This window comes from Parasaccharibacter sp. TMW2.1882, from assembly GCF_023337635.1.
GTDB lineage: Bacteria > Pseudomonadota > Alphaproteobacteria > Acetobacterales > Acetobacteraceae > Bombella > Bombella apis.
This window is the reverse complement of sequence record NZ_NWUT01000002.1, coordinates 174,274-197,367: the sequence shown is the minus strand read 5'-3', so window position 1 is coordinate 197,367 and position 23,094 is coordinate 174,274. Positions and strand designations below refer to the sequence as shown.

Below are 23,094 nucleotides of genomic sequence, written 5' to 3'. Positions count from 1 at the left end.
CTCTGACCAGTCAGTCAGGAGGGATTGTTGCAGGCTGTTCGTGCTCATATGACGTCAATCATCGGCCTGTCCGGTGTGCTGCTGACGGCCATCATGACGACACTGAACGAACAGGTCTCGGCGCAGGGTCTCAATGACATCATGGGCGGGATGGGACTGAGCCATGATCCGTCCCGCTGGTTTGTCAGTCTCTATACGTCAGCACAGGTCATCGGGGCCGGACTTTCGCCGTGGATGGCCATTACTTTCAGCCTGCGGCGGTGGGCCTTTTTCGTGCTGGGACTGGCGGTGTGCAGCATCGTGCCCACGGCGTTCTGCCAGACGCCGCTCCTGCTTTACATCCTGCGGAGTGTGCAGGGGCTGGCCGGTGGTTTCGCCATCCCGCTGCTCATGTTTTCCATTCTCAAGATACTGCCCTTCAACCTCCGGGCCTATGGCCTGGTGGCCTACACGCTGGTTTCCACCTGTTTCCCCTATCTTGGGACAATGCTTGCCGGATTATGGACGGACCTGCTCAGCTGGCAGTGGATCTTCCTTCAGGCCATTCCGCTGGGAGCATTGGCAGGGCTGCTCATCTGGTACGGGATGCCCGTCATGGAGCCACAGCATCATCGGCTCCATATTTTCAACGGGTATGGCCTTCTGTTCTTTGCCGTGGCGGCCTGGTGCCTGACGACCGTCCTCTCCCTTGGGGACTGGCTGGACTGGTTCAATTCACCGCTGGTCTGTGTGCTGGGCGCCATCGGGCTGGCAGCTGTGCCACTGCTGATCTGGAATGAATGGAAGCATCCTCTGCCGTTTTTCCGTTTTCAGCTGCTCAGCCGGAACAATTACATTTACGGGGTCGGGGGGATCAGCCTGTTCGTGGTGGTGTCCCTTTCGGCCTCCGCCGTGCCCTTGCAGTTCCTGACGAAGGTTGTGGGGTACCGGCCCGAGCAGAGCTATCTCGTGACGCTGGAAGTCGCCGCCGTGGAGATCGCCATAGCCCCGCTGGTGGGTTACCTGCTCAACCGGCGGGATGTGGATTGCCGGATTGTCGGCTTCTTCGGCATGGTCTGCATGTTCATCGCCTGTTGTGGAGATTCACTGGTCACTTCCGTGTGGCAGAGGCCGGAATTCTATCTCTGGCAGTTTCTTCAGGGGATTGGTGGTGTGATGGTGCTGTCCTCCCTTCTGCTGATGTCCACCAATGCTGTGGTGGCGGAAGAATCGCCCTTTGCCGTGGCTCTGGTGAACATGCCACGGGCCTTCATGATGGTTGGTGGTACATGGCTGATGGAGCTTGTGGGCCGCTGGCGGGGCGGGCTTCATTCGGACAGGCTGGCGGATCATCTGGGGCAGTATCGTTATGCGCTGGTGCAGGGCAGCAGCCCGCTCATCCAGAGTCCGACACCGCTCCTGCCGGACGGACGGCCCCGCTATCGGGGAAGCATGGGGTACCTCAAGGAGCAGTTCCATCATCAGACAGCCGTTCTGACCCTGTCGGACCTGTTCTGCGTTCTGGCCGCCCTGCTGGGGGTATTGATGGTTTTCATCCTGCTTGTCCCCGTGCGAACCTATCCGCCATGGGTCGTGTTCGCTCCCCGTGGAGCAAGGAAATCCCCTGACCATCCGGCAGCTCATCACAAGGAGACAGTCAGGGCATGAGGGAAGAGCAGAGACACGGGATGATGGGCATGACAAGGCGGGGGAGATGGGGATGACGCAGAAATCAGACAAACAGGCCGGAGATGCCCGCCCGCAGGCCAGTGTCACCAGAACGGTTCCGAGTGACGGGGCTGCTCTGGCACGGGAAAGACGGCGACGCTGGCCGTTCCTGCTGGCCGGGGGGATCATCCTTGCCTTCATCATCAGCGTGCTGGTCATTGTTTTTGTGCCCGCAGCGCATGTCTGGACGAATGATGCCTACGTGACGGCCCATTACAGCGTCATTGCTCCCCGTGTGCCGGGGCAGGTCGTGTCCGTCCCGGTGGATGACAACCAGACCGTCCATGCCGGGGACATTCTGGTGCAGCTGGACCCACGGGACTATCAGACGGCCCTGGACCAGGCCCGGGCGGTGGAAGCCCATGACCGTGCCCTCGTGATGGATGCCGCTGCCAGCGTGGCCCGCCAGCCCGCCATCATTGCCGAGGCAAAGGCACGGGTGGCCCAGCTTTCCGCCCAGCTCCTGTTCGCACGGCAGAATGCCAGCCGCTATGCCCATCTGGCCTTCAATGGTGCAGGCAGCCGGGAAGAGGGTGAGCGGACCCGGGCCAGTCTGGATGATCTGACGGCGTCCCTTCAGGCAGCGGAGGCCCAGAGGGATGCCGCCGAGGCGCAGCTCCGTGTGCTGGAGGCCCGGCAGGATTCCAGCCGCCGTCAGGTGGACGTGGACCGGGCACGGGTGCATCAGGCCGAGCTGAACCTGTCCTATACGGCCATCCGTGCGCCCTTTGATGGCATGGTCGGGGAGCGCACGGTGCAGAGCGGCAACTATGTGCCTGATGGCGCAGCCCTGATGGTGGTCGTGCCGATGGACCAGCTCTGGATCGAGGCGAACTATCGGGAGCTGGCCCTCCAGCACATGCGCCCCGGCCAGAAGGCCCACATCCATGTGGATGCGTACGACATCGACCTTGATGGTGTTGTGGACAGCGTGCCTCCGGCCTCCGGTGCGGCCTTTGCGCCTCTGGCCCCGGAGAATGCGACCGGCAACTTCACCAAGATCGTCCAGCGTCTGCCCGTCAAGATCACGCTGGTGCCGGGGCAGCCTCTGGCCCGCCTGCTGCGGATGGGTTTCTCTGTCGAGACGACCGTGGATACGGGGCTGAGTTCCGTGGTCAGGGCGCAGACCCGGACGGACCGGGCGGTGACGGACAAATGAGCATGAAGGGTCTGTCTGTCTGCGGTCGGGGGAAAGTGGCCAGATGGGCCATGCTGGGGCTGGTCTCTCTGGGTGGATGTGTGCGGATGGGGCCGGACTATCATACTCCGAAGGAGAACGATCGGCCTGCCGCCTGGCAGAAGGCGGCGGATGTGCGGGAGAGGCGGAGCCGTGGTTTCACCAGTCCGGCCACGGTGGATGTCAGCTGGTGGCAGCAATGGCATGACCCGGTCCTGAACCGGCTTGTGGAGCGGCTCTCCCGGGAGAATCTGGATATCCGGCAGGCCGCCACCCGTGTGCTTCAGGCCCGGGGGCAGCTGAAGGTCGTGGCGGCGGAAGGTGTTCCCAGCCTGAACTGGGCCGGGTCCTATACATGGACACAGCAGAGCCGGAAGGGCTTCCTGACGCTCGCCCAGCCAGCTCCGGGCTCCAACCTGCAATATGAGCAGTATGCCAATATCGGCTCGGCCTCGTGGGACATGGATGTGTTTGGCCGCATCCGTCGCCTTGTGGAAGCCGGAAAGGCCCGTGTGGACGAGCAGCAGGCCTATGCCCGTGGCATTGCGCTGGCCCGTCTGGCCGATTTCGTGGAGGCCTATCTGCGCCTGCGGGCGGTTCAGGCCCAGATAGGCCTGACAGAACGGCATCAGGCCCTCGTGCGGCATGATCTGGCCCTCGTGCTGGCCCGCCAGAAGGAGGGGGCGGCCAATGATCTGGAAGTGGCGCAGGCCCGTGGGCAGGTGGAGCAGACGGACAGTGCCCTGCCGCCCCTGCGAGACATGCAGGCCGCCCTGATCAACACGATGGGGGTCATGCTGGACCTTCCGCCCCGTGCGCTGGAGGAGGACCTTCTGCCGGTCCAGCCCCAGCTGGATGTGCCCGTTTCTGTCGGGGTGGATGTGCCCTCCAGTCTGGCGCAGCGCAGGCCGGATATCATGGTGGCGGATGCCCGCCTCCATGCGGCCACGGCGGAGGTCGGGGCAGCGAAGGCGGCCTTCTATCCGGATATCAATCTGGCGGGCAATCTGGGGACGCAGAGCCTTTCGGCCGGGGACTTCTTCATGCCTGCGGCCAAGTATTTCACGCTTGGCCCGACCGTGAACGTGCCGATCTTTGAGGGGGGGCGCCTGCGGGGCACGCTGTCCCTGAAGAAGGCCGAGCAGCAGGAAGCTGCTCTGGCGTATCGGCAGACGGTCCTGAATGCGTGGCGGGATGTGGATGATGCCATCACGAGGCTGGCCCAGATTCAGCTCCGCTATCAGCATGTCACGGAACTTGTGGCGCAGAACCGGAAGGCTTACCGGGCTGCCCGCCTGCAATATGAGGATGGGGCCGTACCTTTTCTGGAAGTGGACCGGGCGGAGTCCATGTTGCTCTCCAGTCAGGTGACGTTGGCGGATCTGCGGATGGAGACGACACTGGCCGCTGTCAGTCTTTATCGGGCACTGGGTGGGGGCTGGCAGCCCGTGCTGGCTGCCACCGAGCAGCGCATGACGGCAGAGGCTGGAGGAAGGAGCGGGGAAAGATCGGTCCGGTAGGGCTGGGGAGACAGAAACGTGGCTTTTTTGCGAGGTCGTGATGTGAATCTGTCTTGCACAGCCGGAAGGTGAGGGATATGCCACAAGCATGACTGATACACGCTTTTCTCCCCGTCGTGCCCTTCTGTCCGTTTCCGACAAGACAGGGCTGGTTGATCTGGCCCGTGCCCTCGTGGCCCGGAATGTTGAAATCCTCTCCACGGGTGGATCGGCCCGCACGCTGCGTGAGGCTGGCCTGCCGGTAAAGGAAGTCTCCGAGCATACGGGCTTCCCCGAGATTCTGGATGGCCGGGTCAAGACGCTGGTACCGTGGATTCATGGCGGTATCCTTGGGCGGCGGGACAAGGAAGAGCATAAGGCGCAGATGCAGGAACATGGCATTGCGCCGATCGATCTGGTCTGCGTCAATCTGTATCCTTTTGCGGCCACGGTGGCATCCGGTGCGGATGCAGAGCAGTGCGTGGAGAATATCGATATTGGTGGTCCGGCCATGGTGCGGGCTGCCGCCAAGAATTTTGCCTCCGTGGCCATCCTGACAAGCCCGGCCCAGTATGCGGGCTTTCTGGCGGCTCTGGAGCAGGGCGGCACGACGCTGGCCGAACGCCGGGGCTGGGCCGCTGCGGCCTACACCCATACGGCAGCTTATGATGGCATGATCTCCGCCTGGTTTACCCGCCAGGGTGATGAAGAGGGCAAGGTCGCCCTGCCGCCGGTCCTGACACTCTCCGGCCAGCGTGACGAGCTGCTGCGCTATGGTGAGAATCCCCATCAGGCAGCGGCCTTCTATCGGGATGGCAGTGCTCGGCCCGGTCTGGCCACGGCAAGGCAGATTCAGGGCAAGGCTCTGAGCTACAACAACCTGAATGACACGGATGCTGCCTTCGAGGCTGTGGCCGAGTTTGACGAGCCGACGGTGGTGATCGTCAAACATGCCAATCCGTGTGGTGTGGCTTCTGCCGCCACGCTGGTTGAGGCATGGAAGGCTGCGCTGCGCTGCGATCCGGTTTCAGCCTTTGGTGGAATCGTGGCCCTGAACCGCACGCTGGATGAGGCTACGGCGGAGCAGATCAGTGCGATCTTTACCGAGGTGATCGTGGCTCCTGATGCTGATGAGGGGGCGAAAGCCATTCTGGCGAAGAAGAAGAACCTGCGCCTGCTGCTGACCGGAGGTGTGCCGGATGCACAGGCTCCGGGCCTGTCCTTCCGGTCCGTTTCTGGCGGGTTCCTTGCCCAGAGCCGGGATAACGGGCATGTCACGGAGGACATGCTGAAGGTCGTGACCAAACGCAAGCCGACAGCGCAGGAAATGGCGGATCTTCTCTTCTCCTTCCGTGTTGCCAAACATGTGAAATCCAACGCCGTGATCTATGTGAAGAATCAGGCTACGGTGGGCATCGGTGCCGGGCAGATGTCCCGTGTGGACAGTGCCCGGATCGCCGCCCGCAAGAGTGAGGATGCCGCACATGCAGCCGGGGAGTCCGAGGCTCTGACAAAAGGGTCCGTTGCTGCTTCCGATGCGTTCTTCCCCTTTGCGGACGGGCTGGAGAGTGTGGTTGCCGCAGGGGCCACGGCTGTCATCCAGCCCGGTGGGTCCATCCGGGACCAGGAAGTGATTGACGCAGCCGATGCTGCCGGGATTGCCATGGTCTTCACGGGGATGCGCCACTTCAGACATTGAGGTTCCATGATGATCACCCGATTTTCTGCTCTTTTCGTCCTGATGGGGAGCCTGCTGGGCGGGCTTCCTGTGGTGGCTCAGGCAGCCGACTGCCAGTATGACGTGAAGCCCGTTCCGGTCTTCACCGGTACGGTCAGTCGCATTACGGGTGATGGGGTCCTGTTCGCTGATGGGCGGGATGTTGTCATGCCGGAATCCCTGCTGCCGTTCGTGCGTCTGGCCAATGAGGTGAAGGTGCATGGGCTGGTCAGCCTCGATGGGCGGAAAATCTGGGTACTGGCCCTGTACGACAAGGACAGGCTGGTCTGTCCTTCGGTCCTGGATGTCCGCAAAGGGGCCTACCCCGGTTCAGCTGCCTATGATGTGATCGAGCATCAGGGTGGCGGGTCTCCCTGAGCCGTTCCATGAACATTGCCTTTGTTGCTGCTTCCACCGAGGCTGCACAGGAAGCCTTGGAGCGTTTTACTGAGCGTTATGGCAATGTCCCGCTGGACCAGGCCGAGGTGCTGGTGTGTCTGGGGGGGGATGGCTTCATGCTGGAGACGCTGCTGCATATCTGTGGCAGTGATATTCCTGTCTTTGGCATGAATTATGGGACAATCGGTTTCCTCATGAACAGCCCGGCGGAGGATCACCTGCCCCAGCGGCTGGCTTATGCCCAGCATACGGAGATTGCTCCCCTGCACATGTGGGCCCGGACAAAGTCTGGCGAGCTGCATGAAGGTGTTGGTTTCAATGACGTGTTTCTGTATCGGGAGACCCGTCAGACGGTTCATATAGGCATTGAGATTGATGGCCGGGTGCGGATGTCCCGTCTGATCTGTGATGGCATCATTCTGGCTACGCCGGCTGGTTCAACAGCGTATAACCGGTCGGCCCATGGGCCCATCATTCCCTTGGGGGCGGAGCTGCTGTCTCTCACGCCCATTTCTCCGTTCCAGCCCCGGCACTGGCGGGGGGCTCTCCTGCCTGCAGGCGTGACAGTCCGTTTTACGCTTTATGACACGGACAAGCGTCCCGCTTCGGCTGTGGCCGGGCCTGAGGAGATCCGTGACGTGAGTGAGGTCATCGTCAGGCTGGACGATGAAAAGAAGGTGACGCTTCTTTTCGATCCTGATCACAGCCTGTCCGAACGGATCATTGCGGAACAGTTTGCTGAATAAATCATTACTTTTTAAATGCCAGTGGAGCAATTTTCTGTCTGGGGAGGAATTCTGACAGAAATGTTCCTTTATGTCTGATCGAATTCATTTTAATGTTTTGGCCAATCAGTAAAGATGGAGACATGAGATGCGCGGGACGATCCTGAACTACGATATACGCAATGGTGAGGGCATCATTAGCGGGAACGATGAAAAACGTTACTCTTTCAAGGGGGCCAGCTTCGGCTCTGAAGGTGCCTTACTGAAGAATGGTGCAGTTGTCGATTTTGATGTGCAGGGTGATGAGGCCCTGTCCATTTTCATCGTGCCCGGGTCTGGCCAGACGCCAGCAGGAAATCTCTTTGAAGAGGTGGGTGGCAAGTCCCAAACGGCTGCCTGGATTTTTGCCTTCTTTCTGGGTGGGCTGGGCATCCACAAATTTTATCTGGGATACACCCGGGCAGGTCTGATCATGCTGCTGGTGTCGGTTCTGGGGTGTATTCTGGTGCTCCCTCCCGTCATCATCGGGTTGATCGCCTTCATCGAGGGAGTGATTTACCTGACAAAATCTGATAAAGATTTTTATCGGATCTATGTACAGAACCGCAAGGAATGGTTCTGAGCCTGCCTGCTCCAGCAGGGTGAATTTTGCAGCCCGGGTACCCGTCTGACGGGGCCCGGGCTGTAATGTTTCGTAGGGGTCAGCAGGCTGGTGTAAGCAGGGGTTTCCCGCTGAAGTGAGCCAGCAGGTTGTCGATGATGTTCTGCCCCATGGCCAGCCGTGTCTCGATGGTGGCGGAGGCCTGATGGGGCTGGAGCACGACATTGTCCAGCGTGGAAAAAGCCGGATTGATGGTCGGTTCATTCTGGAAGACATCCAGCCCCGCCCCGGCGATCGTCCTGTCCTTCAGGGCGGCCAGCAGGGCTTCTTCATCAATCACGCTGCCCCGGGCTGTGTTGATCAACACACCATCCTTGCCAAGTGCTGCCAGTATGTCGGCATTGACGATATGTTTTGTGGCAGCAGTGGCAGGAAGGGTGATGACGAGCACATCCGCCCATGCGGCCAGTTTTTCAAGGCTGGGTTCAAAAGTCAGAGGGCTGCCTTCACGGGGGTGGGGGTTGAAGTAGGCGACCTCCATGTTGCTGGCCTGTGCCCGCCGGGCTACGGCCTGACCGATGCGACCAAAACCGGCGATTCCCAGTTTCCGACCATTGAGAGAATGAGCCAGAGGGGGCAGTTTCCCAGCCGCCCAGCTGCCATTCAGCAGGAACTGCTCATTGCTTCTGAGATTCCGCTTCAGGGCCAGCAGGAGGAGCATGGCCATGTCGGCCACGTCATTGGTGGAAATGTCCGTGGTGACGGTAACCCGGATATGCCGCCTCCTGGCTTCTGCAAGGTCAATCCTGTCCAGCCCGACGCCATTGACGGCGATGATCTCCAGATGGGGGAGGGCGGCCATGACCTCCGGTGCCACACCATAGGACCCGCCCGTGGCAATGGCCCGGATTTCCGGTGCGATTTTTTTTAGTTCATCCATGGTGCTGAAGTGATGGATGACGAAATGTTCCCCCAGCGTTGCCAGTGTGGGTTCCGGGAGCGGTTCCAGCAGGAGAAGATGCTGCTGTGTCTTTGGTGTTGCCGTCATGATGCGCACTTTCAAGAGGTGGGGAGCAGGCGGGGATCAGGTCCAACCTGACCGCTGCCTAGCAGGTGGAAGGTCTGTCCAGAAAGCGGGCAGCCAGAGCCTTGCAGCCCGCTTCAACATCCCGCCACGTAGTTTCAAAGCCTTCTTCAGGACCGTAATAGGGGTCGACCACATCATCCCCCTGCCGACCGGAAACATGGTCCAGCAGAAGGCTGACATGGGCCTTGCTACCAGCAGGCTGAAGCTTTTTCAGGGCAGCAAGGTGGGACCGGTCCAGTGCGATGATATGGTCGAAGCGGTCAAAATCCACGGTCCTGACCTGGCGGGCCCGGAGCTGGTTGCCATCCAGACCATGGCGCCGTGCCGTGGCACGGGCACGGGGGTCAGGCCGGTCGCCTTCATGCCAGTTCCCCGTGCCAGCGGAATCAATGTCGACCATCAGGCCGCGCTGTTCCGCCTCCCGGCGCATGGCCAGCTCTGCCAGAGGAGAACGGCAGATATTGCCGGTGCAGACAAAAAGAAATGAAGGAAAGGAGGATGAATTTGTCATGCGTTTGTCAGCCATATGAAGAATGCCAGAGTCAATATGGAGCTGATCGTACCGAAAAAAAGGACCGAGGCGATTTCACGCTCCATCATGTGATAGCGCATGGCGAGAATGACATTCATGGCAGCGCTGGGCATGGCCATGGCGAGGACACCTTCCTGCAAGGTCAGAGAGGGAAGGTGCCAGACAAAGGCCAGCATGCAGACACCAAGAGGGATAAGGACATTTCGGCCCAGCACCATGAGTCCTACAGGCAGGCTGAAGCGGACCTGCCGGGCGCAGAGGACAACCCCGGAGGCAAACAGCGCCGTGCCGCCCGTGGCGTGTCCCAGCAGCTGGAGTGAACTTTTGAGGGGGAGGGGCAGGTGAATATTGGCCAGAACCATCAGGAAGGCCAGCATCGGCGCCCAGACGACGGGTTCCCGGCAGGAATGGAGCAGATGGCCCCCCAGCTCTCGTAGCGTGGTCTGCCATGTGGGGTTTGTTTCGGCATCCTGTTGCTGCCGTTGTTGGCGCTGCTGGTCGTGATTCATCAGGATCAGTGTCAGCGGAATCTGACAGAGATTCATGATGAGCGAAGCGACGGAAATGGGAACGGCGCTGGTTGGGCCAAAGAGCTGCCCAAGAACAGGAATCCCGATGAAGGGAACAGAAGGGCCTGTCACGGTCATGGTGATCAGGGCTGCTTCTCCCTGTCGGCGTCCCAGCCCCCAGCGCAGGATGGCAAAGAGGACGACATACACGCCCAGCATGGCAACAAGGATCAGCCCAGCCAGCGGGCCCGCAGAGAGGACCCGCTCCCGTGGAGTGCTGAGAATGGAGGCCAAGAGGGCCAGCGGCAGGGCATAAAGCATGACAAGGCGGATGAGGACACCCGCCTGATGGGAATCAAAATCCCGCCGCCATGCTGCCAGATACCCCAGCCCGAGCGTGACCAGTATGGGCAGGATGGCTTCTATGATTGTCAGGAAAAGGCCTGTTGTCATGGGCTGCCATCAGTCCTGCGTTGGAAAGCGATGAAACAGCCTATGACGTTTTGGAGCCCGGGGAAACCATCCTGCTTCCCCGGGGTGTGGTCAGACCTGCCGGTAGGGGCCGCCAGCCTGTACTTCAATGCTGAGCATGTTCTGGCCAACACTGGCAGCGGGGGCATCATGCAGGAGAAGCTCTGCTTCACCCTGCGTCCAGCGATGGGGACCGGCTTCAATGACATCCCAGCCTTTCAGGTTCTTTTCTGTCAGATGGCGGGTGATGATGTGCTCCTTCTCGCCAACCCAGAGGGAGACCTGTCCGACCAGAATACCGAGCTCACGTCGGTCATCCACGTGTGGGCCGATACTTTCGGAGGGCCGGAATGTCCGGGAGCCCAGCGTGACCTGGCGGGCATGTGCCGGGAGGGCAAAGAGGTAGCGCCCGGCTTCATGCCGCTGAGGCCGGATGGTCCGCCCGTCTGGCAGACGGATATAGGGAGCAGGATCGGCTGTCATGCCGTCATGCGGCGCACCGTGCGACGTCCCGGCTTCGGCAATGCCGAGTTCAACGGCCCGTGCGGCAAATCTGTCATGCAGCGGCTTTACGAAGGTCTGGGAGACATCCAGCGGCGCAGCGGCGTGGTCGTCCCAGTTGAGCTGATGACGCTCTGCCAGCTTCAGGGTATCTTCCGAGGAATCGTCTTCCGGTTTGTACAGATCTTCTTCATCCGTATCCAGCCAGCTTTCCGTCAGGACACCATTGGCCCAGATGACAGAGTGCGGTTCCGTCTGCACGTGGTAATAATCGTATTCAACCTGACTGTGATCATACCGGATGGACGTGCCGTTGACGAGCATACGGGCAGGGACAAAGCGGCCCTCAAAGTAGAAGCAGTGCTCTGGCGTGACGGAAAGGTCCTTGTTGGGCAGCCCCTCACCAAAGGCATCCTTGGCGATGAGAACAGACCAGCCAGCCATGTCTTCAGGTCTGGATGTGTTGACACGGGCACGACGCTGGATGACAGCCGTGATGTCACGGATCTCTTCCCGGCCATCCACAAAGACATTGATCTGTTCGCCCTTGCGCAGGCGCTCCACGGCTTTTTCGCCTTTGGGGGTGCGGATCATGCTGCCTGCCAGGAAGCATTTCTGATAGGCGATGATGGTGTTGCCCTGTCCATCGTCATTCAGAACGAATCCGGTGGCGTCATAATTGCCCTGGAGACCGACCGCCCAGGTCTGCCCATTTTCTGTAACTGTCAGAGTACCATTCCTGATGGTCACCTTCCCGGAATTGCTGTATTTCAGCCCATCCACCTTGATGCGGGCGTTATAGCCCATGGACGTGTTGAGAAGCACCGCCCCGGAGGCCACAGTCAGCAGTCCCCCCAGATTGTTGCTGCTGCTGGCCCCGGAAGCCCCGATAATGGAGGCCCCGGAGAGGGTCCCGCCGGATTGGACCATGGTATAGGAGGCGCCAGAATGCTGCCCCGTACCGGCATCGAAGGTGACAAGTGTCTGAAGAGCTGTCCCGCCGGAGGAAACAGCCAGTTCACTGTTGTTGGCGATGCGGGCCCCGCTGACCCAGCCGCCATTGGCTACCTCGACATGCTGGACGGAAGCTCCCGAGTTCAGAACGCCAGAGGCGCCACTCATGATGGTCAGGCGGCTGATGAAGGCCCCGGAGGTGACAGTTGCCTTACCGGATGAGAGGAAGACGCTGTCGATCCGGGCGCCGGAACTGATGATGCTCGTAGCCCCATTGAGGGCAGAAAGAAGCGTGATCCCTGCTCCGCCCTGAGGGACGGTGAGGTTGACGCCATTGAGCGTGACATTGGAGACGGACGCCCCACTGGCGAGGGCGAGGGATGCCCCCGGGCCAGCGCTGAGCGTGTTGACCAGCACGCCAGAACCAATGCTGTTGACACCGCCTGTGACGTTGAACGTATTGATGGAGGCCCCGGCGGCGAGATTGTTGGTCCCTCCTGTGGCCGTGAAACTGTCGACAGTTCCGCCGGAGATGGTGCTCAGCCCGCTTGTAGCCGCAAGAGATGTGACAGATGCCCCGCCTGTAATGGTGTCGGTCCCACCGCTGCCGATCGTGAAGGTACCGACAGTACCTCCGTTGATGGTGGCTGTGGCTTTGCTGCCAACGTCAATTTCCGTGAAATTGTAGCCGGAGTCGACATAAAGGGCGGCACCAAATGTTACTGTGTCGAGCGGTGCTCCAACCCATGTCCCCATGGGCACGGAAGTGCTGATGCCTGAAACCTGCAACGGCGTGGTGGTATCCATCTTGCCGCCGGAGAGGAACGAGCCCGTCCCCCCGAGGAGGCTGAGAGTACCACCAACTGTCCCGCCAGAGCCGAGAATGACAGCCCCACCCAGCTGGACCGTGGCAGCAGAGAGAACCCCTCCGTTGCTGACAGCGATGGTCCCGCGGCTGGCCAGGCTGCTGTTGGGGTTGAACCCGGCAAGGGCCGTCCCGATGGTGGCACCGGAGCCTGAGAGGAGGGTTGTACCACTACCGGTGGCGTACACGACATTGTTGAGGATTGTGGCCCCGGGAGTGATGAGGGTCGTGCCATTGTTGGTCACGACATAGTCCGCTGTCGCCCCGGAAGGGAAAACGATGCTGGTATCGGGGCTGGCATTGATGGTTGCCCCGTTGGAAATGACGGCACCAGAGGCAATGGTCAGGGTACCACCGCTATTTACGACAGGATGGCTGACTGAAGCGCCACCATCAATCTGGATGGTGCCGCCATTGCTGGCAGAGAATTCGGAGCCGATGCCTCCGGATGTGACCTCAGCATAACCCTGGCTGATGTCCACGCTGGAGGCATAGCCCCCTGAAGAGACAAAAATGGAACCGTTATTGCTGACAGTTCCTGTGCTGAGGATACCACCGGAACTGACAGTCTCCGTTCCCCCGGCGATGTTGGCAGAGAGGGAGGTCCCTCCACCGAGGATGGTCCCGACCGCCCCGGAGGAAAGGACGGAGCGGTACACGGTTCCGTCACTGCCGACCACCTCCGTGCCACCGGAGGTGATGGTGTCGTCATAGGAGGTCCCCAGCCCGTAACTGCCAGTCACGCTCTGATAGCCTGCATTCAGCCAGGTGACGTAGGTTCCGCCGGTGATGCGTATCTGCCCGCCACTGCTGATCGTGGCACCGGATGTGGTTCCACCGGAATTGAGAAGCGTCCCGCCTATGATGGTCGCTTTGGAGGAAAGACCATTGCTGACAACTGTCTGCAAAGCATTGTTACCGACAAAGATCTGGTTTTGTGAGAGCCCGTTGGAGAAAACGGACTGACTGCCGAAGATGGTGCCTCCGGTTCCCGTTCCCCCATTACCAATTCCGTAGAGGCTGCCAGGATTGAATGTCCCGCCAACCATGAGGCCACCCGATCCGTTGACCTGGAAGCCTTTGACGATGAAGTCGGCGGCCCCACCGCCTACGAGCGCATATCCACCAGAGCCGACACTGGGATTGATGGCCGTGCCGGGTCCGTTGACGTAAGGCGCATTCGGGTCGGTGCGGGCGAGAGTGACAGCCCCTGCGAAGACGGCCCCTGACGAGCCGACAATGCCATTCAGAACGGTTCCCTGCCCCACAGCTTCGATGGACGCTCCGGAAAGGGCTGTGGCGCCCGAGAGGATACCGACTTTTCCGACGGCAGCCAGAGAGCCGCCATTTACGGCGATACCGTTGTTCAGGGTATTCTGATAGACATAGGCGAGGGAGTTCGAGATGTTGTTTCCAAGACCACCGGTCCCGGCTACGTAAATATTGTTGAGTTTGCTCTGTGCCTGTGTGGTGCTGGTCGTGTTGCCGCCCAGGATAAAGGTCCAGTTCCTTTTTCCAGTAACCTGGTTGGTTCCGATGGCTTTCAGATTGTCGTAGCTGGAGTTATAGGAGTAGGTGGCCATGGCGGATAGTGCCCCTCAGCGTCTGTTGGCGGCGGGTAATTTTAACCAATTATAAATCATCATGTTACGAAATGCCAGAAGAATCAGGGTCCTTTTTCCGCGATCATGTGCAGTTGCCGGATAGTGCTGGCCATCTCTCCTTCTTTGTAAAAACTGAAGAGAAGGACAACGCCATCTCCCTCGGGTGATGAAAACACGACCCGGCTGGGCGCACCGTTGGTCAGGGCAATGGTGCGTATGTCTGTGGATAGTGACAGGCATGGGTGTACCTGTTCCATCTGCGGGGCGTGGGTATCAGGCCCTGTCTGCTCCAGAAACCTGTCTGGCAGGTAGGCCCGGCCAGCCGGGTCTGGGAAACCCGGTACGGTGGAGGGATCACAGTCAAACGATCCACCAAGAAAGGACAGGAGGGCATATTGCCCCTCAGGGAAGGAGATGGCGTATCGCCTGCCTTGTGGAATGTAGCCCAGTTCAGCCTGATAGCCATTGCGCCGGTACAGGGTAATGGCGACCATTCCGTCTCTCTGGCAGGTGGGCTGATGAAGGGGAACACGCATCAGGCCCGGGCCGGCAAGAGAGACAAACCATTCCTGGAAAGTCCGCAGGGCCTCGAGGTCTCTCTGGGTCATGGGGGTTTTCCCTGCTGTCATTCCATCGGCAGTACGGTTGTTATCGGTGCTGCGTGGTGTCCGCGGGGGGATTCGAACCCTCGACCCCAGGATTCATGCCACCTCGGCTTTCGCCGCCGGAACCCGTACCAGGGCCGTTCGTGGTCTGGACTGTCTCTTCACCACAGGCTTATGCCTGCCATGGTGTCGCCCGTACAGTCTCTACACCTTCCTGCCCGTATGGGCAGGCTTGGCTCGGGATTGGCCTGGCCTGATGATGGCGTTAGCGTTCCCCGAATTTGAGCGAATTCACCGGGCGGTTTGCCATCCCGGTGCCCAATTATCTTAGGAATCCTGTGCTCTATCCTGCTGAGCTACGCGGACACGCAACGCTTAGCTAGCGCTTTTTTTACGGTTTCGCAAGCCTGTCATCGTACCATGTCCCTTGGCCTGTGAGGGTGAACACGATATGAAGGACCTGTTCTGACAGTTGATGCTTCCACCCCTGCCATGCTGGAAGCCTTGTTCAAGACCGGCCCTGGCACGGCCTTTGCAGGTTTGCCCATGTTCCTTTCATCATCCCGCCCAGTATCCCGTTCTTCCATTCTCCGGTGCAGCCTGCGCCGCCCCATGGTACTGTCGCTGCTGGCGGTGATGGCTGTCGGGGGGCTGGCGGGCTGTGGTGGCAAGCCAAGGGATCCGTCCTCGCTGACGCTGCCCCGCAACCATCTGCTGGGTGTGGACCGTGGCGCACAGGGTGGTGATGACCAGCTCCGTGGTGGGGTGAATGCCTATCTCTGGCGGGGGGCGATCGATACGCTTTCTTTCATGCCCATGGCCTCTGCCGATGCCCAGGGGGGTGTCATCCTGACAGACTGGTACCAGCCCCCGGGGACGCAGGATGAGCGTTTCAAGATTGCGGCCTATGTGCTGGACCGTCGCCTGCGGTCGGATGCCATCCGGCTGAGCGTCTTCCGCCAGACACGCATCAATGGGGGAGAGTGGCAGGATACCCCGGCTGCTCCCAATACGGCGGCGGATATCACAGCCCGTATTCTGGAGAGGGCCCGGCAGCTGCGTGCCGAAAACGGCGGTGGGAAATAACATAATCCGATGAGTGACATGACAGCCAGCAACGTTTCTGACTCCTCCAGTTTCGACTTCCACGCCCGTGAGCCTCACTGGCAGGCCCGGTGGGCGGAGGCCGACATCTTCCATGTGCCGGACGTGCCCCCGGCCGACAGACCGAAATATTACGTGCTGGAGATGTTCCCCTATCCGTCTGGGCAGCTGCATGTCGGGCATGTGCGCAATTACACGCTGGGCGATGTGGTGGCCCGGTACAAGCGTGCCCGTGGCTATGCCGTGCTGCACCCGATGGGCTGGGATGCTTTCGGGCTGCCGGCAGAAAATGCCGCACGGGAGCGGGGCGTTCATCCGGGCAAATGGACCCTCCAGAACATCGCCACCATGCGGGGGACGCTTCAGCGGCTCGGTTTCTCGCTGGACTGGAAGCGTGAGATTGCGACCTGTCTGCCAGACTATTACGGCCAGCAGCAGAAGCTGTTCCTCGACATGCTGGCTGCCGGGCTGGTGGAACGACGTGATTCGTCCGTCAACTGGGACCCGGTGGACCAGACCGTGCTGGCCAACGAGCAGGTGGTTGATGGCCGTGGCTGGCGGTCCGGTGCGCTGGTGGAGAAGAAGACGCTCTCCCAGTGGTTCCTCAAGATCACTGATTTTGCCGAGCCCCTGCTGGAGGGGCTGAAGGAGCTGGACAAGTGGCCGGAGCGTGTCCGCACCATGCAGGAGCGCTGGATTGGCCGTTCCGAGGGGGCCCGGGTCCGTTTCAGCCTGCATAACCCGCCGCAGGGTTATGACGTGGATGAGGATTCCATCGAGGTCTTCACCACACGGCCTGACACGCTGTTCGGTCTGAGCTTCATCGGTATTGCGGCGGATCACCCGCTGGCCCGCAGGATTGCGGCGGACAACCCGGAAGCGCAGGGCTTCATTGAAGAATGTCAGCGTGTTGGCACGTCTGAAGAAGCCCTGAGCACGATGGAGAAGCGTGGTTTCGATACCGGGCTGCGTGTGGTGAATCCGCTGAACCCGGAACAGACGGCTCCGGTCTGGATCGCCAATTTCGTGCTGACGGAATATGGCACGGGTGCAGTGTTCGGTTGCCCCTGTGGCGACCAGCGTGATCTGGACTTTGCCCGCAAATATGGACTGGACGTTCCTTCCGTCCTGCTGCCTGCAGGGGAAGAGGAAGCCAGCTTCAGCGTCGGCAAGAAGGCTGTTACGGGTGAGGCCACGCTCTACAATTCCGGCTTCCTGAGCGGGAAGAGTACGAAAGAGGCCATCCGGGCTGCCATCGAGCGGGTGGAAGAGTTGGGCGTTGGCCGTGGCGTGACCAACTGGCGCCTGCGGGACTGGGGCATTTCCCGTCAGCGGTATTGGGGCTGCCCGATTCCCATCATTTATTGCGAGTCCTGCGGTGCTGTCCCTGTGCCGGAAGATCAGTTGCCGGTGACGCTGCCGGAGGATGTCACGTTTGACAGGCCGGGCAATCCGCTGGATCACCATCCGACATGGAAGCACGTCTCCTGCCCGAAATGCGGTGCAGCTGCACGGCGTGAGACCGATACCTGCGACACGTTCGTGGACAGCTCATGGTATTTCGCCCGTTTCACGGCACCAAAGGCCGCAACGCCAACTGATCGCAAGGCGGCTGATGGCTGGTTGGCCGTGGACCAGTATATCGGCGGTATCGAGCACGCCATCCTCCATCTGCTTTATGCCCGGTTCTTCACCCGGGCGATGAAGAAGACGGGACATCTGGATGTCAGCGAGCCATTTGCCGGGCTGTTCACGCAGGGCATGGTCACGCATGAGAGCTACCGGGATGGTACCCAGTGGCTGTACCCGGATGAGGTCGAGCAGCGTGGGGATCAGGTGGTCCGCAAGGACAACGGCAATCCCGTGACGGTCGGACGTTCGGAGAAGATGTCCAAGTCCAAGCGCAACACGGTGTCTCCGGTGGAGATCATTGAACGTTACGGTGCCGACACGGCCCGCTGGTTTGTCCTGTCCGACAGCCCGCCGGAGCGTGACATGGAATGGACAGCAGCTGGTGTGGCAGCGTCCGGGCGCTTCATGCAGCGTCTCTACCGGCAGGTTCAGACCGTTGCGGCAAGGGATGGAGCGGATGCCGCCCACGGGGCTGCCGGGGAGGAGCTGCGGCAGGTGACGCACCGCACCATTGCCGCCGTGACGGAGGCTCTGGAAGGGTTCACGCCGAATGTGGCCGTGGCCCGTTTGCATGAGCTGTCCTCTGCGCTGGGTGAGGCTGAGGGCCGGGATGGTGAGGGCCTGCCTGCCGCCCGCCGTGAGGCCGCCCATGTTCTGGCCATGCTGGTTTCTCCCATGATGCCGCATCTGGCCGAGGAGCTGATGCTGCTGCTGGAGCCGGAAGGCCCGATGGTGGTGGAGCGGAGCTGGCCGGAAGCGGATGAGAGCCTGCTGGCGGTGAAGAAGGTGACCATTGCCGTGCAGGTGCTGGGCAAGCTGCGTGGTACGATCACCTGCGCCCCTGATGAGGCGAAGGAGACTGTGCTGGCACAGGCCAGGGCCGAGCCGAATGTGGCGAAAGCGCTGGAAGGCAAACGGGTCGTCAAGGAGATCCATGTGCCGAACCGGATCGTCAATTTTGTGGTAGCGGGCTGAGCGGGAGAGGCTGGATGAACGGAAACTCCCGGATGAAGAAAGTGGCTCGCCGGGGCCTTGGCATCCTGCTGGCCGGGGTCGGGCTTGCCAGTCTGGGAGCGTGTGGTTTCCAGCCACTTTATGGCAGGCAGGCTGGGCAGAAGGATGCTGCCGTCAATGCCCAGCTGAAGGATGTTTATGTAGCGAACATTCCGACCCGTTTCGGGCAGGAGCTGCGCCTTGGCCTGCAAAAGGAAATGGCGGGGGATGGGCCCGAACGGCCGGAGGGGTACATCCTGCGTGTGAATGCCACGGCTTCTCTGGAGTCGATCGATATCCATCAGGACAATACCTCGGGTCGTACCCGTGGTGTTGGCTGGGCTGACTGGCGGCTTTATCGTGTCGGGGATACCAGCAAGGTGCTGGCACGGGGCTATGCCCGCACTCTGGACGGCTTCAACATGAACATTGAGCAGTATTTTGCCCAGACGCTCAATAACGAAACGCTTTACAAACGGATCGGGGAAAGCCTGGCGCATGACATCACCATGCAGGTGGCTGTCTGGTTCCGGGCGCATCAGTCTCTGGGAGAGGAGAAGTCCATCCGTCCGGGGCGTGATCCCTATCTGGACCGTCTGCCCGGCACGCAGCGGACGGACATGCGCTATATTGGTGTTGATGGCTTCCCAGCCAATGCAACGGGGCGCAGCAGCAACAACGCCTCCACATGGACGGGTGAGGACAGCCGGAATCTGGAGGACGAAGAGGATAACGGTCTGTGAAGATCAAGACGCAGGCTGCCAGGCAGACTCTGAAGGAGGCTGGCAGCTGGCGTGTGATTCTTCTCCACGGAGATGATGGCGGGTTGATCCGTGAGCGGGCGAGGGAGGCTGTCCAGACCATACTGGATGATCTGGATGACCCGTTTCGTCTGGCCCGGCTGGAAGCGGAAGAGCAGGACAGGCTGGAGGAGGAGGCTCTGGCCCTGTCCCTGACAGGGGGGCGGCGTGCTGTCTGGTTGCGTGGTGTGCAGGATGGCGCTCTTGGCCAGCTGAAATCCCTTCTGGAGCATCAGAGCGATACATTGGTCGTTCTGGAAGGGCCGGGATTGGGAAGTCGCTCCAAGCTGCGGCAGTTTGCAGAAAAACACAGGCAGGTGGCGTCCATCGGGTGTTATCCGGAGGAAGGGCGCAACCTTGCCCGGACGGTGAGCGATATTCTGGCGGAAGATGATATCCGGCTGGATCGTGATGGCATGGCGTGGCTGCTCGGTCATCTGGGGCATGATCGGACGCTGGTCCGTAGTGAAGTGGAAAAACTGCGTCTTTACGGTGAGCCGGGTAGCACCCTGACCGTTGATGACGTCCAGGCCTGCGTGGGGGATTCGGGGCAGGCGTCCCTTGATGATGCGGTGTATGCGGCCCTGGCGGGGAACCGGCTGGAGGCTGACCGGGCGTTTGAGCGGGCCATGGGGGATGGGGCCAGCCCTGTTGCTTTTGCCCGTGTGACACTGTCCGTGCTGGAGCGCTTCCAGCGGGCGTTTTTTCTGGTGCAGGAGGGACAGTCCCGGCAGGAGGCCATGGCTGCCCTGAAGCCACCTGTCTTTTTTCGTCACAAGGATGCTTTTCTGGCGGGCATGAGGCGCTGGTCTCAGGTTGCTCTCTCCCAGGCAGCGGAGGCAACGCAGGAGCTGGAGCTGGCCTGCAAGCAGAGCGGGGCCCCGGATGATCTGCTCTGTCGCCGTCACCTTGTCAGGCTGTGTCATCCCCGGTCTTTTGATCGGGAATAAAATAAATTAATTCCTATAATAGGATATACCTTTCACTGTTCCTCTGTGACTGGTTTCATTGACTGTTCCCATCTGCTTTTTTTAGAAAAAACATGAGTTTCCTGCCATTCTTCTGTTGGTGAGGGAGGGTGTGTGTCCGATCTTTAAATTAAACTTTATTATATAATGATAATTATTATCACCTAGAACGGCTTCTGAATAATGTTGTTTTTCTGGTGGTATATATGAGTCGTTTCATCCGTAGTGGTCTCAGGCCGTTATCTGCAGTTCTGACAATGGGGGGTGTTGTAGGGAGTGCCCATGCAGAGCCGGGAGCGGCAAACAGGGTTGCCCAGGATGTAACGTCTCCTGCAGATGGAACAGATGATTCCAGAGGAATTCAGGCCAAGGGGGTCGAGCAGATTCATGTCATCGGCCACCCGTTCAACACGATGCATGCCAGCAACGACATGGGCCGGATGCCGCAGGATGTCATGCACACGGCCCAGACGATCGATGTCGTTCCCCGGGAGCTCATCAAGCAGCAGAATGCAAAATCGCTCGAGGAAGCCCTGAAGAATGTTCCCGGCATCACCTCTTCCGTGGGGGAAGGGGCTGGAGGAATGAGTGGCGACCAGTTCCTCATCCGTGGCTTCCCGGCGCAAAATGACATTTATGAAGATGGTTTGCGGGATTTTGGGGTTTATACCCGTGACAGTTTCTTTCAGGATTCCGTCAATGTCATCAAGGGGCCGTCCTCCGAGGTGTTCGGTAACGGAACGACAGGTGGGGCCATCAATATCATCACCAAAACCCCGACACTGAAGGATCATTACGGAGCCGATTTCAGTGGTGGGTCGGGGAATTTCTACCGTGGCACGGTGGATGTGAACAAACGCATCGGGGATACCTCGGCCTTCCGTCTGGAGGGTATGGGGAATTCCAATGATGTGGTGGGGCGTGATTACGCCTATTCCCACCGCTGGGGTATTGCGCCGTCCATCGCTTTTGGTATCGGCACGAAAACGACGGTCGTGTTGCAGGTGATGCACCAGACCTCCCGCAACGTGCCGGATTATGGCGTGCCGGTCGTCAAGGGCCATCCCATCACGGAGCAGTCGTCTCTCGGCGTGCGCCGGGGCAACTGGTACGGCAAGACGCAGGACCATGACAACAGCGATGACACGATGGAGACATTGCGGCTGAAGCATGTCTTCAACCGTCATTTCACGTTCCACAATGACCTGCGCTTCGGTGAATACAGCCGGGACTTTGCGGCCTCCACGCCGCAATGTGCCAACGCGTCCTGCTCCGAGATGCAGATATACAATCCGGGGTACAAGAAGGTCGATCCGGCTGCCGGTGTGGGCCTCAATGGCGGGCCGATGCCGTACAAGCAGTCCAGCTGGTCCTTTCAGGACGTGGCCTCCCTGCAGGCGGACTTCAATACGGGATTCATGCGCCATCAGGTCGTGACGGGATTCGACATGGAATATGTGCAGGATTCCCGTCGCCAGTATGCGTATGATGCCGTGGGTGCCCACCGGGCCATTCCGTGGCAGAACACCTACCATCCGCAGCGTGACGCTTATGGTTATGCGACCTGCCGGGCGGATTCCGGAAACTGCTGGAAGAACACCAATTACAGTCTGGGGCGGCCGGATTCCCGTGGCTATGGATTCGATACGGGTCTTTTCCTGTATGACCAGATCTGGTTCACCAAGTGGCTGTCCGCCAAGGGTGGGCTGCGCTGGGACCGCTGGCAGACCATGTACAGGACATGGGGAGCGGACGGGCAGGAGAGTGCGGCGGCCCGTGGCCCGTTGGGCAAGGCGCCGTCTGCGGCACTGGATTATCATGACACGAAGGGCGTCATCAATCCGACGGCCAGCCTGCTGATCACGCCCAACAGCTGGCAGACCTTCTACTTCACCTATGCAAGCTCCACGACGCCGATGGGCATGTATGTGACCAACGGTGCCCTGCCGATCCGCCCCGTGAACGGGCAGGTGGCCACCCAGCCTGAACGCTCCCAGCTCTATGAGGTGGGGTCCAAGATGAGCCTGCTGCATGACCGTCTCGGGGCCACGATCTCGCTCTTCCGGCTGGACAAGAGCAATGCCCTGACGACGGACCCGGTCGCCGGGCAGGTACTGGCCACGGGTGTGAAGGAACGCAACCAGGGGCTGGAACTGTCCCTGGGAGGCATGATCCTGCCGGGCTGGAACGTGACGGCCACATATGCCCTGTATGACCCGCGGGTGATGTCCGGTCCCAATCATGGCCGGAACATCCAGTACGTGCCGCACAATCAGGCGACGCTGTGGTCTGCTTATGAAGCCTTTCCCGGCAAGCTCTGGAACTTCACCATCGGTGGGGGGCTGACATGGCGGCAGGGCGTGTATCTGAACCTTGCCAACACGGCGAAGGTGCCCGCCAACGTGGAGTTCGATTCCTACATCTCGCACCGCATCAACCGGCACTGGGTCGTGTCGTTGAATGCCTACAACCTGTCCAACCGTCTCAACTACAACTCACTCTTCACGAACCGGGTAACACCGGCTCCGGGGCGGGCCTTCCTTGGGCGGTTGAGCATGGATTACTGATCTACCCTTCAGACACGGATCATCTGCTGGATTCTGCGCCTTTCCCGTTTGGGAAGGCGCAGTTTTTTTATGGGAGA

At 60.2% G+C, this 23,094-nt stretch carries 17 protein-coding genes; 12 read left to right on the top strand and 5 right to left on the bottom strand.

The annotated features are described in order from the left end of the window. Positions 1-48: 48 nt before the first annotated feature. The 7 genes from CO583_RS06495 to CO583_RS06465 all read left to right on the top strand — a co-directional run bounded on the left by CO583_RS06495 (position 49) and on the right by CO583_RS06465 (position 7,846). Positions 49-1,647: an MFS transporter gene (locus CO583_RS06495; RefSeq protein WP_248630637.1), complete on the top strand. Its 1,599-nt coding sequence runs from the start codon at positions 49-51 to the stop codon at positions 1,645-1,647. A gap of 52 nt (positions 1,648-1,699) precedes the next feature. Then, positions 1,700-2,866 (top strand): HlyD family secretion protein, encoded by a 1,167-nt coding sequence (locus CO583_RS06490; protein WP_248630636.1) that lies wholly within the window; start codon positions 1,700-1,702, stop codon positions 2,864-2,866. A 2-nt stretch (positions 2,867-2,868) separates the two neighbouring features. Further along, on the top strand, positions 2,869-4,404 hold the full coding sequence (locus CO583_RS06485) for an efflux transporter outer membrane subunit (protein ID WP_248630635.1): 1,536 nt from the start codon (positions 2,869-2,871) through the stop codon (positions 4,402-4,404). Between the two features lie 88 nt (positions 4,405-4,492). Then, positions 4,493-6,082, top strand: a complete 1,590-nt coding sequence (gene purH / locus CO583_RS06480) for a bifunctional phosphoribosylaminoimidazolecarboxamide formyltransferase/IMP cyclohydrolase (RefSeq protein WP_248630634.1) — start codon at positions 4,493-4,495, stop codon at positions 6,080-6,082. Positions 6,083-6,088: 6 nt separating this feature from the next. After that, positions 6,089-6,478, top strand: a complete 390-nt coding sequence (locus tag CO583_RS06475; protein WP_081562697.1) for a hypothetical protein — start codon at positions 6,089-6,091, stop codon at positions 6,476-6,478. Positions 6,479-6,486: 8 nt separating this feature from the next. Further along, positions 6,487-7,245: an NAD kinase gene (locus tag CO583_RS06470; protein ID WP_043558284.1), complete on the top strand. Its 759-nt coding sequence runs from the start codon at positions 6,487-6,489 to the stop codon at positions 7,243-7,245. Between the two features lie 127 nt (positions 7,246-7,372). Then, the gene (locus tag CO583_RS06465; RefSeq protein WP_248630633.1) at positions 7,373-7,846 is read left to right on the top strand and encodes a TM2 domain-containing protein; all 474 of its coding nucleotides are present in this window, start codon (positions 7,373-7,375) and stop codon (positions 7,844-7,846) included. 79 nt (positions 7,847-7,925) lie between these two features. Here the strand turns inward: CO583_RS06465 and CO583_RS06460 are convergent, their stop codons facing one another. The 5 genes from CO583_RS06460 to CO583_RS06440 all read right to left on the bottom strand — a co-directional run bounded on the left by CO583_RS06460 (position 7,926) and on the right by CO583_RS06440 (position 14,956). Further along, entirely contained in the window at positions 7,926-8,873 is a 948-nt protein-coding gene (locus CO583_RS06460) for a 2-hydroxyacid dehydrogenase (RefSeq protein WP_248630632.1), read from the bottom strand. A gap of 58 nt (positions 8,874-8,931) precedes the next feature. Beyond that, a complete protein-coding gene (locus CO583_RS06455) occupies positions 8,932-9,423 on the bottom strand; it encodes a low molecular weight protein-tyrosine-phosphatase (RefSeq protein ID WP_086431275.1) in 492 nt (163 codons plus the stop codon). Beyond that, positions 9,420-10,406, bottom strand: coding sequence for an AEC family transporter (locus CO583_RS06450; protein WP_086442070.1), 987 nt, complete (start codon positions 10,404-10,406; stop codon positions 9,420-9,422). Before CO583_RS06450 ends, CO583_RS06455 begins: the two co-directional genes overlap by 4 nt. 90 nt (positions 10,407-10,496) lie before the next feature. Next, complete coding sequence (locus tag CO583_RS06445) at positions 10,497-14,327, bottom strand: Hint domain-containing protein (RefSeq protein WP_248630631.1); 3,831 nt, start codon at positions 14,325-14,327, stop codon at positions 10,497-10,499. 83 nt (positions 14,328-14,410) lie between these two features. Further along, the gene (locus tag CO583_RS06440) at positions 14,411-14,956 is read right to left on the bottom strand and encodes a hypothetical protein (protein ID WP_103765224.1); all 546 of its coding nucleotides are present in this window, start codon (positions 14,954-14,956) and stop codon (positions 14,411-14,413) included. Positions 14,957-15,499: 543 nt separating this feature from the next. Here CO583_RS06440 and CO583_RS06435 point away from each other — a divergent pair. The 5 genes from CO583_RS06435 (at position 15,500) to CO583_RS06415 (ending at position 23,017) form a co-directional block, all read left to right on the top strand. Continuing rightward, positions 15,500-16,039 carry a DUF3576 domain-containing protein gene (locus CO583_RS06435; RefSeq protein WP_043558583.1) on the top strand — a complete coding sequence of 180 codons (540 nt, stop codon included), beginning with the start codon at positions 15,500-15,502 and terminating at the stop codon, positions 16,037-16,039. A 9-nt stretch (positions 16,040-16,048) separates the two neighbouring features. Next, a complete protein-coding gene (gene leuS, locus CO583_RS06430) occupies positions 16,049-18,664 on the top strand; it encodes a leucine--tRNA ligase (protein ID WP_249103276.1) in 2,616 nt (871 codons plus the stop codon). Between the two features lie 14 nt (positions 18,665-18,678). Further along, positions 18,679-19,425 carry a hypothetical protein gene (locus CO583_RS06425; RefSeq protein WP_227431506.1) on the top strand — a complete coding sequence of 249 codons (747 nt, stop codon included), beginning with the start codon at positions 18,679-18,681 and terminating at the stop codon, positions 19,423-19,425. Then, positions 19,422-20,432 (top strand): DNA polymerase III subunit delta, encoded by a 1,011-nt coding sequence (holA, locus tag CO583_RS06420; RefSeq protein ID WP_081562687.1) that lies wholly within the window; start codon positions 19,422-19,424, stop codon positions 20,430-20,432. Before CO583_RS06425 ends, holA begins: the two co-directional genes overlap by 4 nt. Before the next feature lie 224 nt (positions 20,433-20,656). Further along, positions 20,657-23,017: a TonB-dependent siderophore receptor gene (locus CO583_RS06415; RefSeq protein WP_248630630.1), complete on the top strand. Its 2,361-nt coding sequence runs from the start codon at positions 20,657-20,659 to the stop codon at positions 23,015-23,017. The last annotated feature ends 77 nt before the right edge of the window (positions 23,018-23,094 follow it).

Coding starts and splice junctions, on each gene's coding strand:
- CO583_RS06495 (WP_248630637.1), top strand. CDS start 49: ATGACGTCAATCATCGGCCTGTCCGGTGTGCTGCTGACGGCCATCATG.
- CO583_RS06490 (WP_248630636.1), top strand. CDS start 1,700: ATGACGCAGAAATCAGACAAACAGGCCGGAGATGCCCGCCCGCAGGCC.
- CO583_RS06485 (WP_248630635.1), top strand. CDS start 2,869: ATGAAGGGTCTGTCTGTCTGCGGTCGGGGGAAAGTGGCCAGATGGGCC.
- purH (WP_248630634.1), top strand. CDS start 4,493: ATGACTGATACACGCTTTTCTCCCCGTCGTGCCCTTCTGTCCGTTTCC.
- CO583_RS06475 (WP_081562697.1), top strand. CDS start 6,089: ATGATGATCACCCGATTTTCTGCTCTTTTCGTCCTGATGGGGAGCCTG.
- CO583_RS06470 (WP_043558284.1), top strand. CDS start 6,487: ATGAACATTGCCTTTGTTGCTGCTTCCACCGAGGCTGCACAGGAAGCC.
- CO583_RS06465 (WP_248630633.1), top strand. CDS start 7,373: ATGCGCGGGACGATCCTGAACTACGATATACGCAATGGTGAGGGCATC.
- CO583_RS06460 (WP_248630632.1), bottom strand. CDS start 8,873: ATGACGGCAACACCAAAGACACAGCAGCATCTTCTCCTGCTGGAACCG.
- CO583_RS06455 (WP_086431275.1), bottom strand. CDS start 9,423: ATGACAAATTCATCCTCCTTTCCTTCATTTCTTTTTGTCTGCACCGGC.
- CO583_RS06450 (WP_086442070.1), bottom strand. CDS start 10,406: ATGACAACAGGCCTTTTCCTGACAATCATAGAAGCCATCCTGCCCATA.
- CO583_RS06445 (WP_248630631.1), bottom strand. CDS start 14,327: ATGGCCACCTACTCCTATAACTCCAGCTACGACAATCTGAAAGCCATC.
- CO583_RS06440 (WP_103765224.1), bottom strand. CDS start 14,956: ATGACCCAGAGAGACCTCGAGGCCCTGCGGACTTTCCAGGAATGGTTT.
- CO583_RS06435 (WP_043558583.1), top strand. CDS start 15,500: ATGTTCCTTTCATCATCCCGCCCAGTATCCCGTTCTTCCATTCTCCGG.
- leuS (WP_249103276.1), top strand. CDS start 16,049: ATGAGTGACATGACAGCCAGCAACGTTTCTGACTCCTCCAGTTTCGAC.
- CO583_RS06425 (WP_227431506.1), top strand. CDS start 18,679: ATGAACGGAAACTCCCGGATGAAGAAAGTGGCTCGCCGGGGCCTTGGC.
- CO583_RS06415 (WP_248630630.1), top strand. CDS start 20,657: ATGAGTCGTTTCATCCGTAGTGGTCTCAGGCCGTTATCTGCAGTTCTG.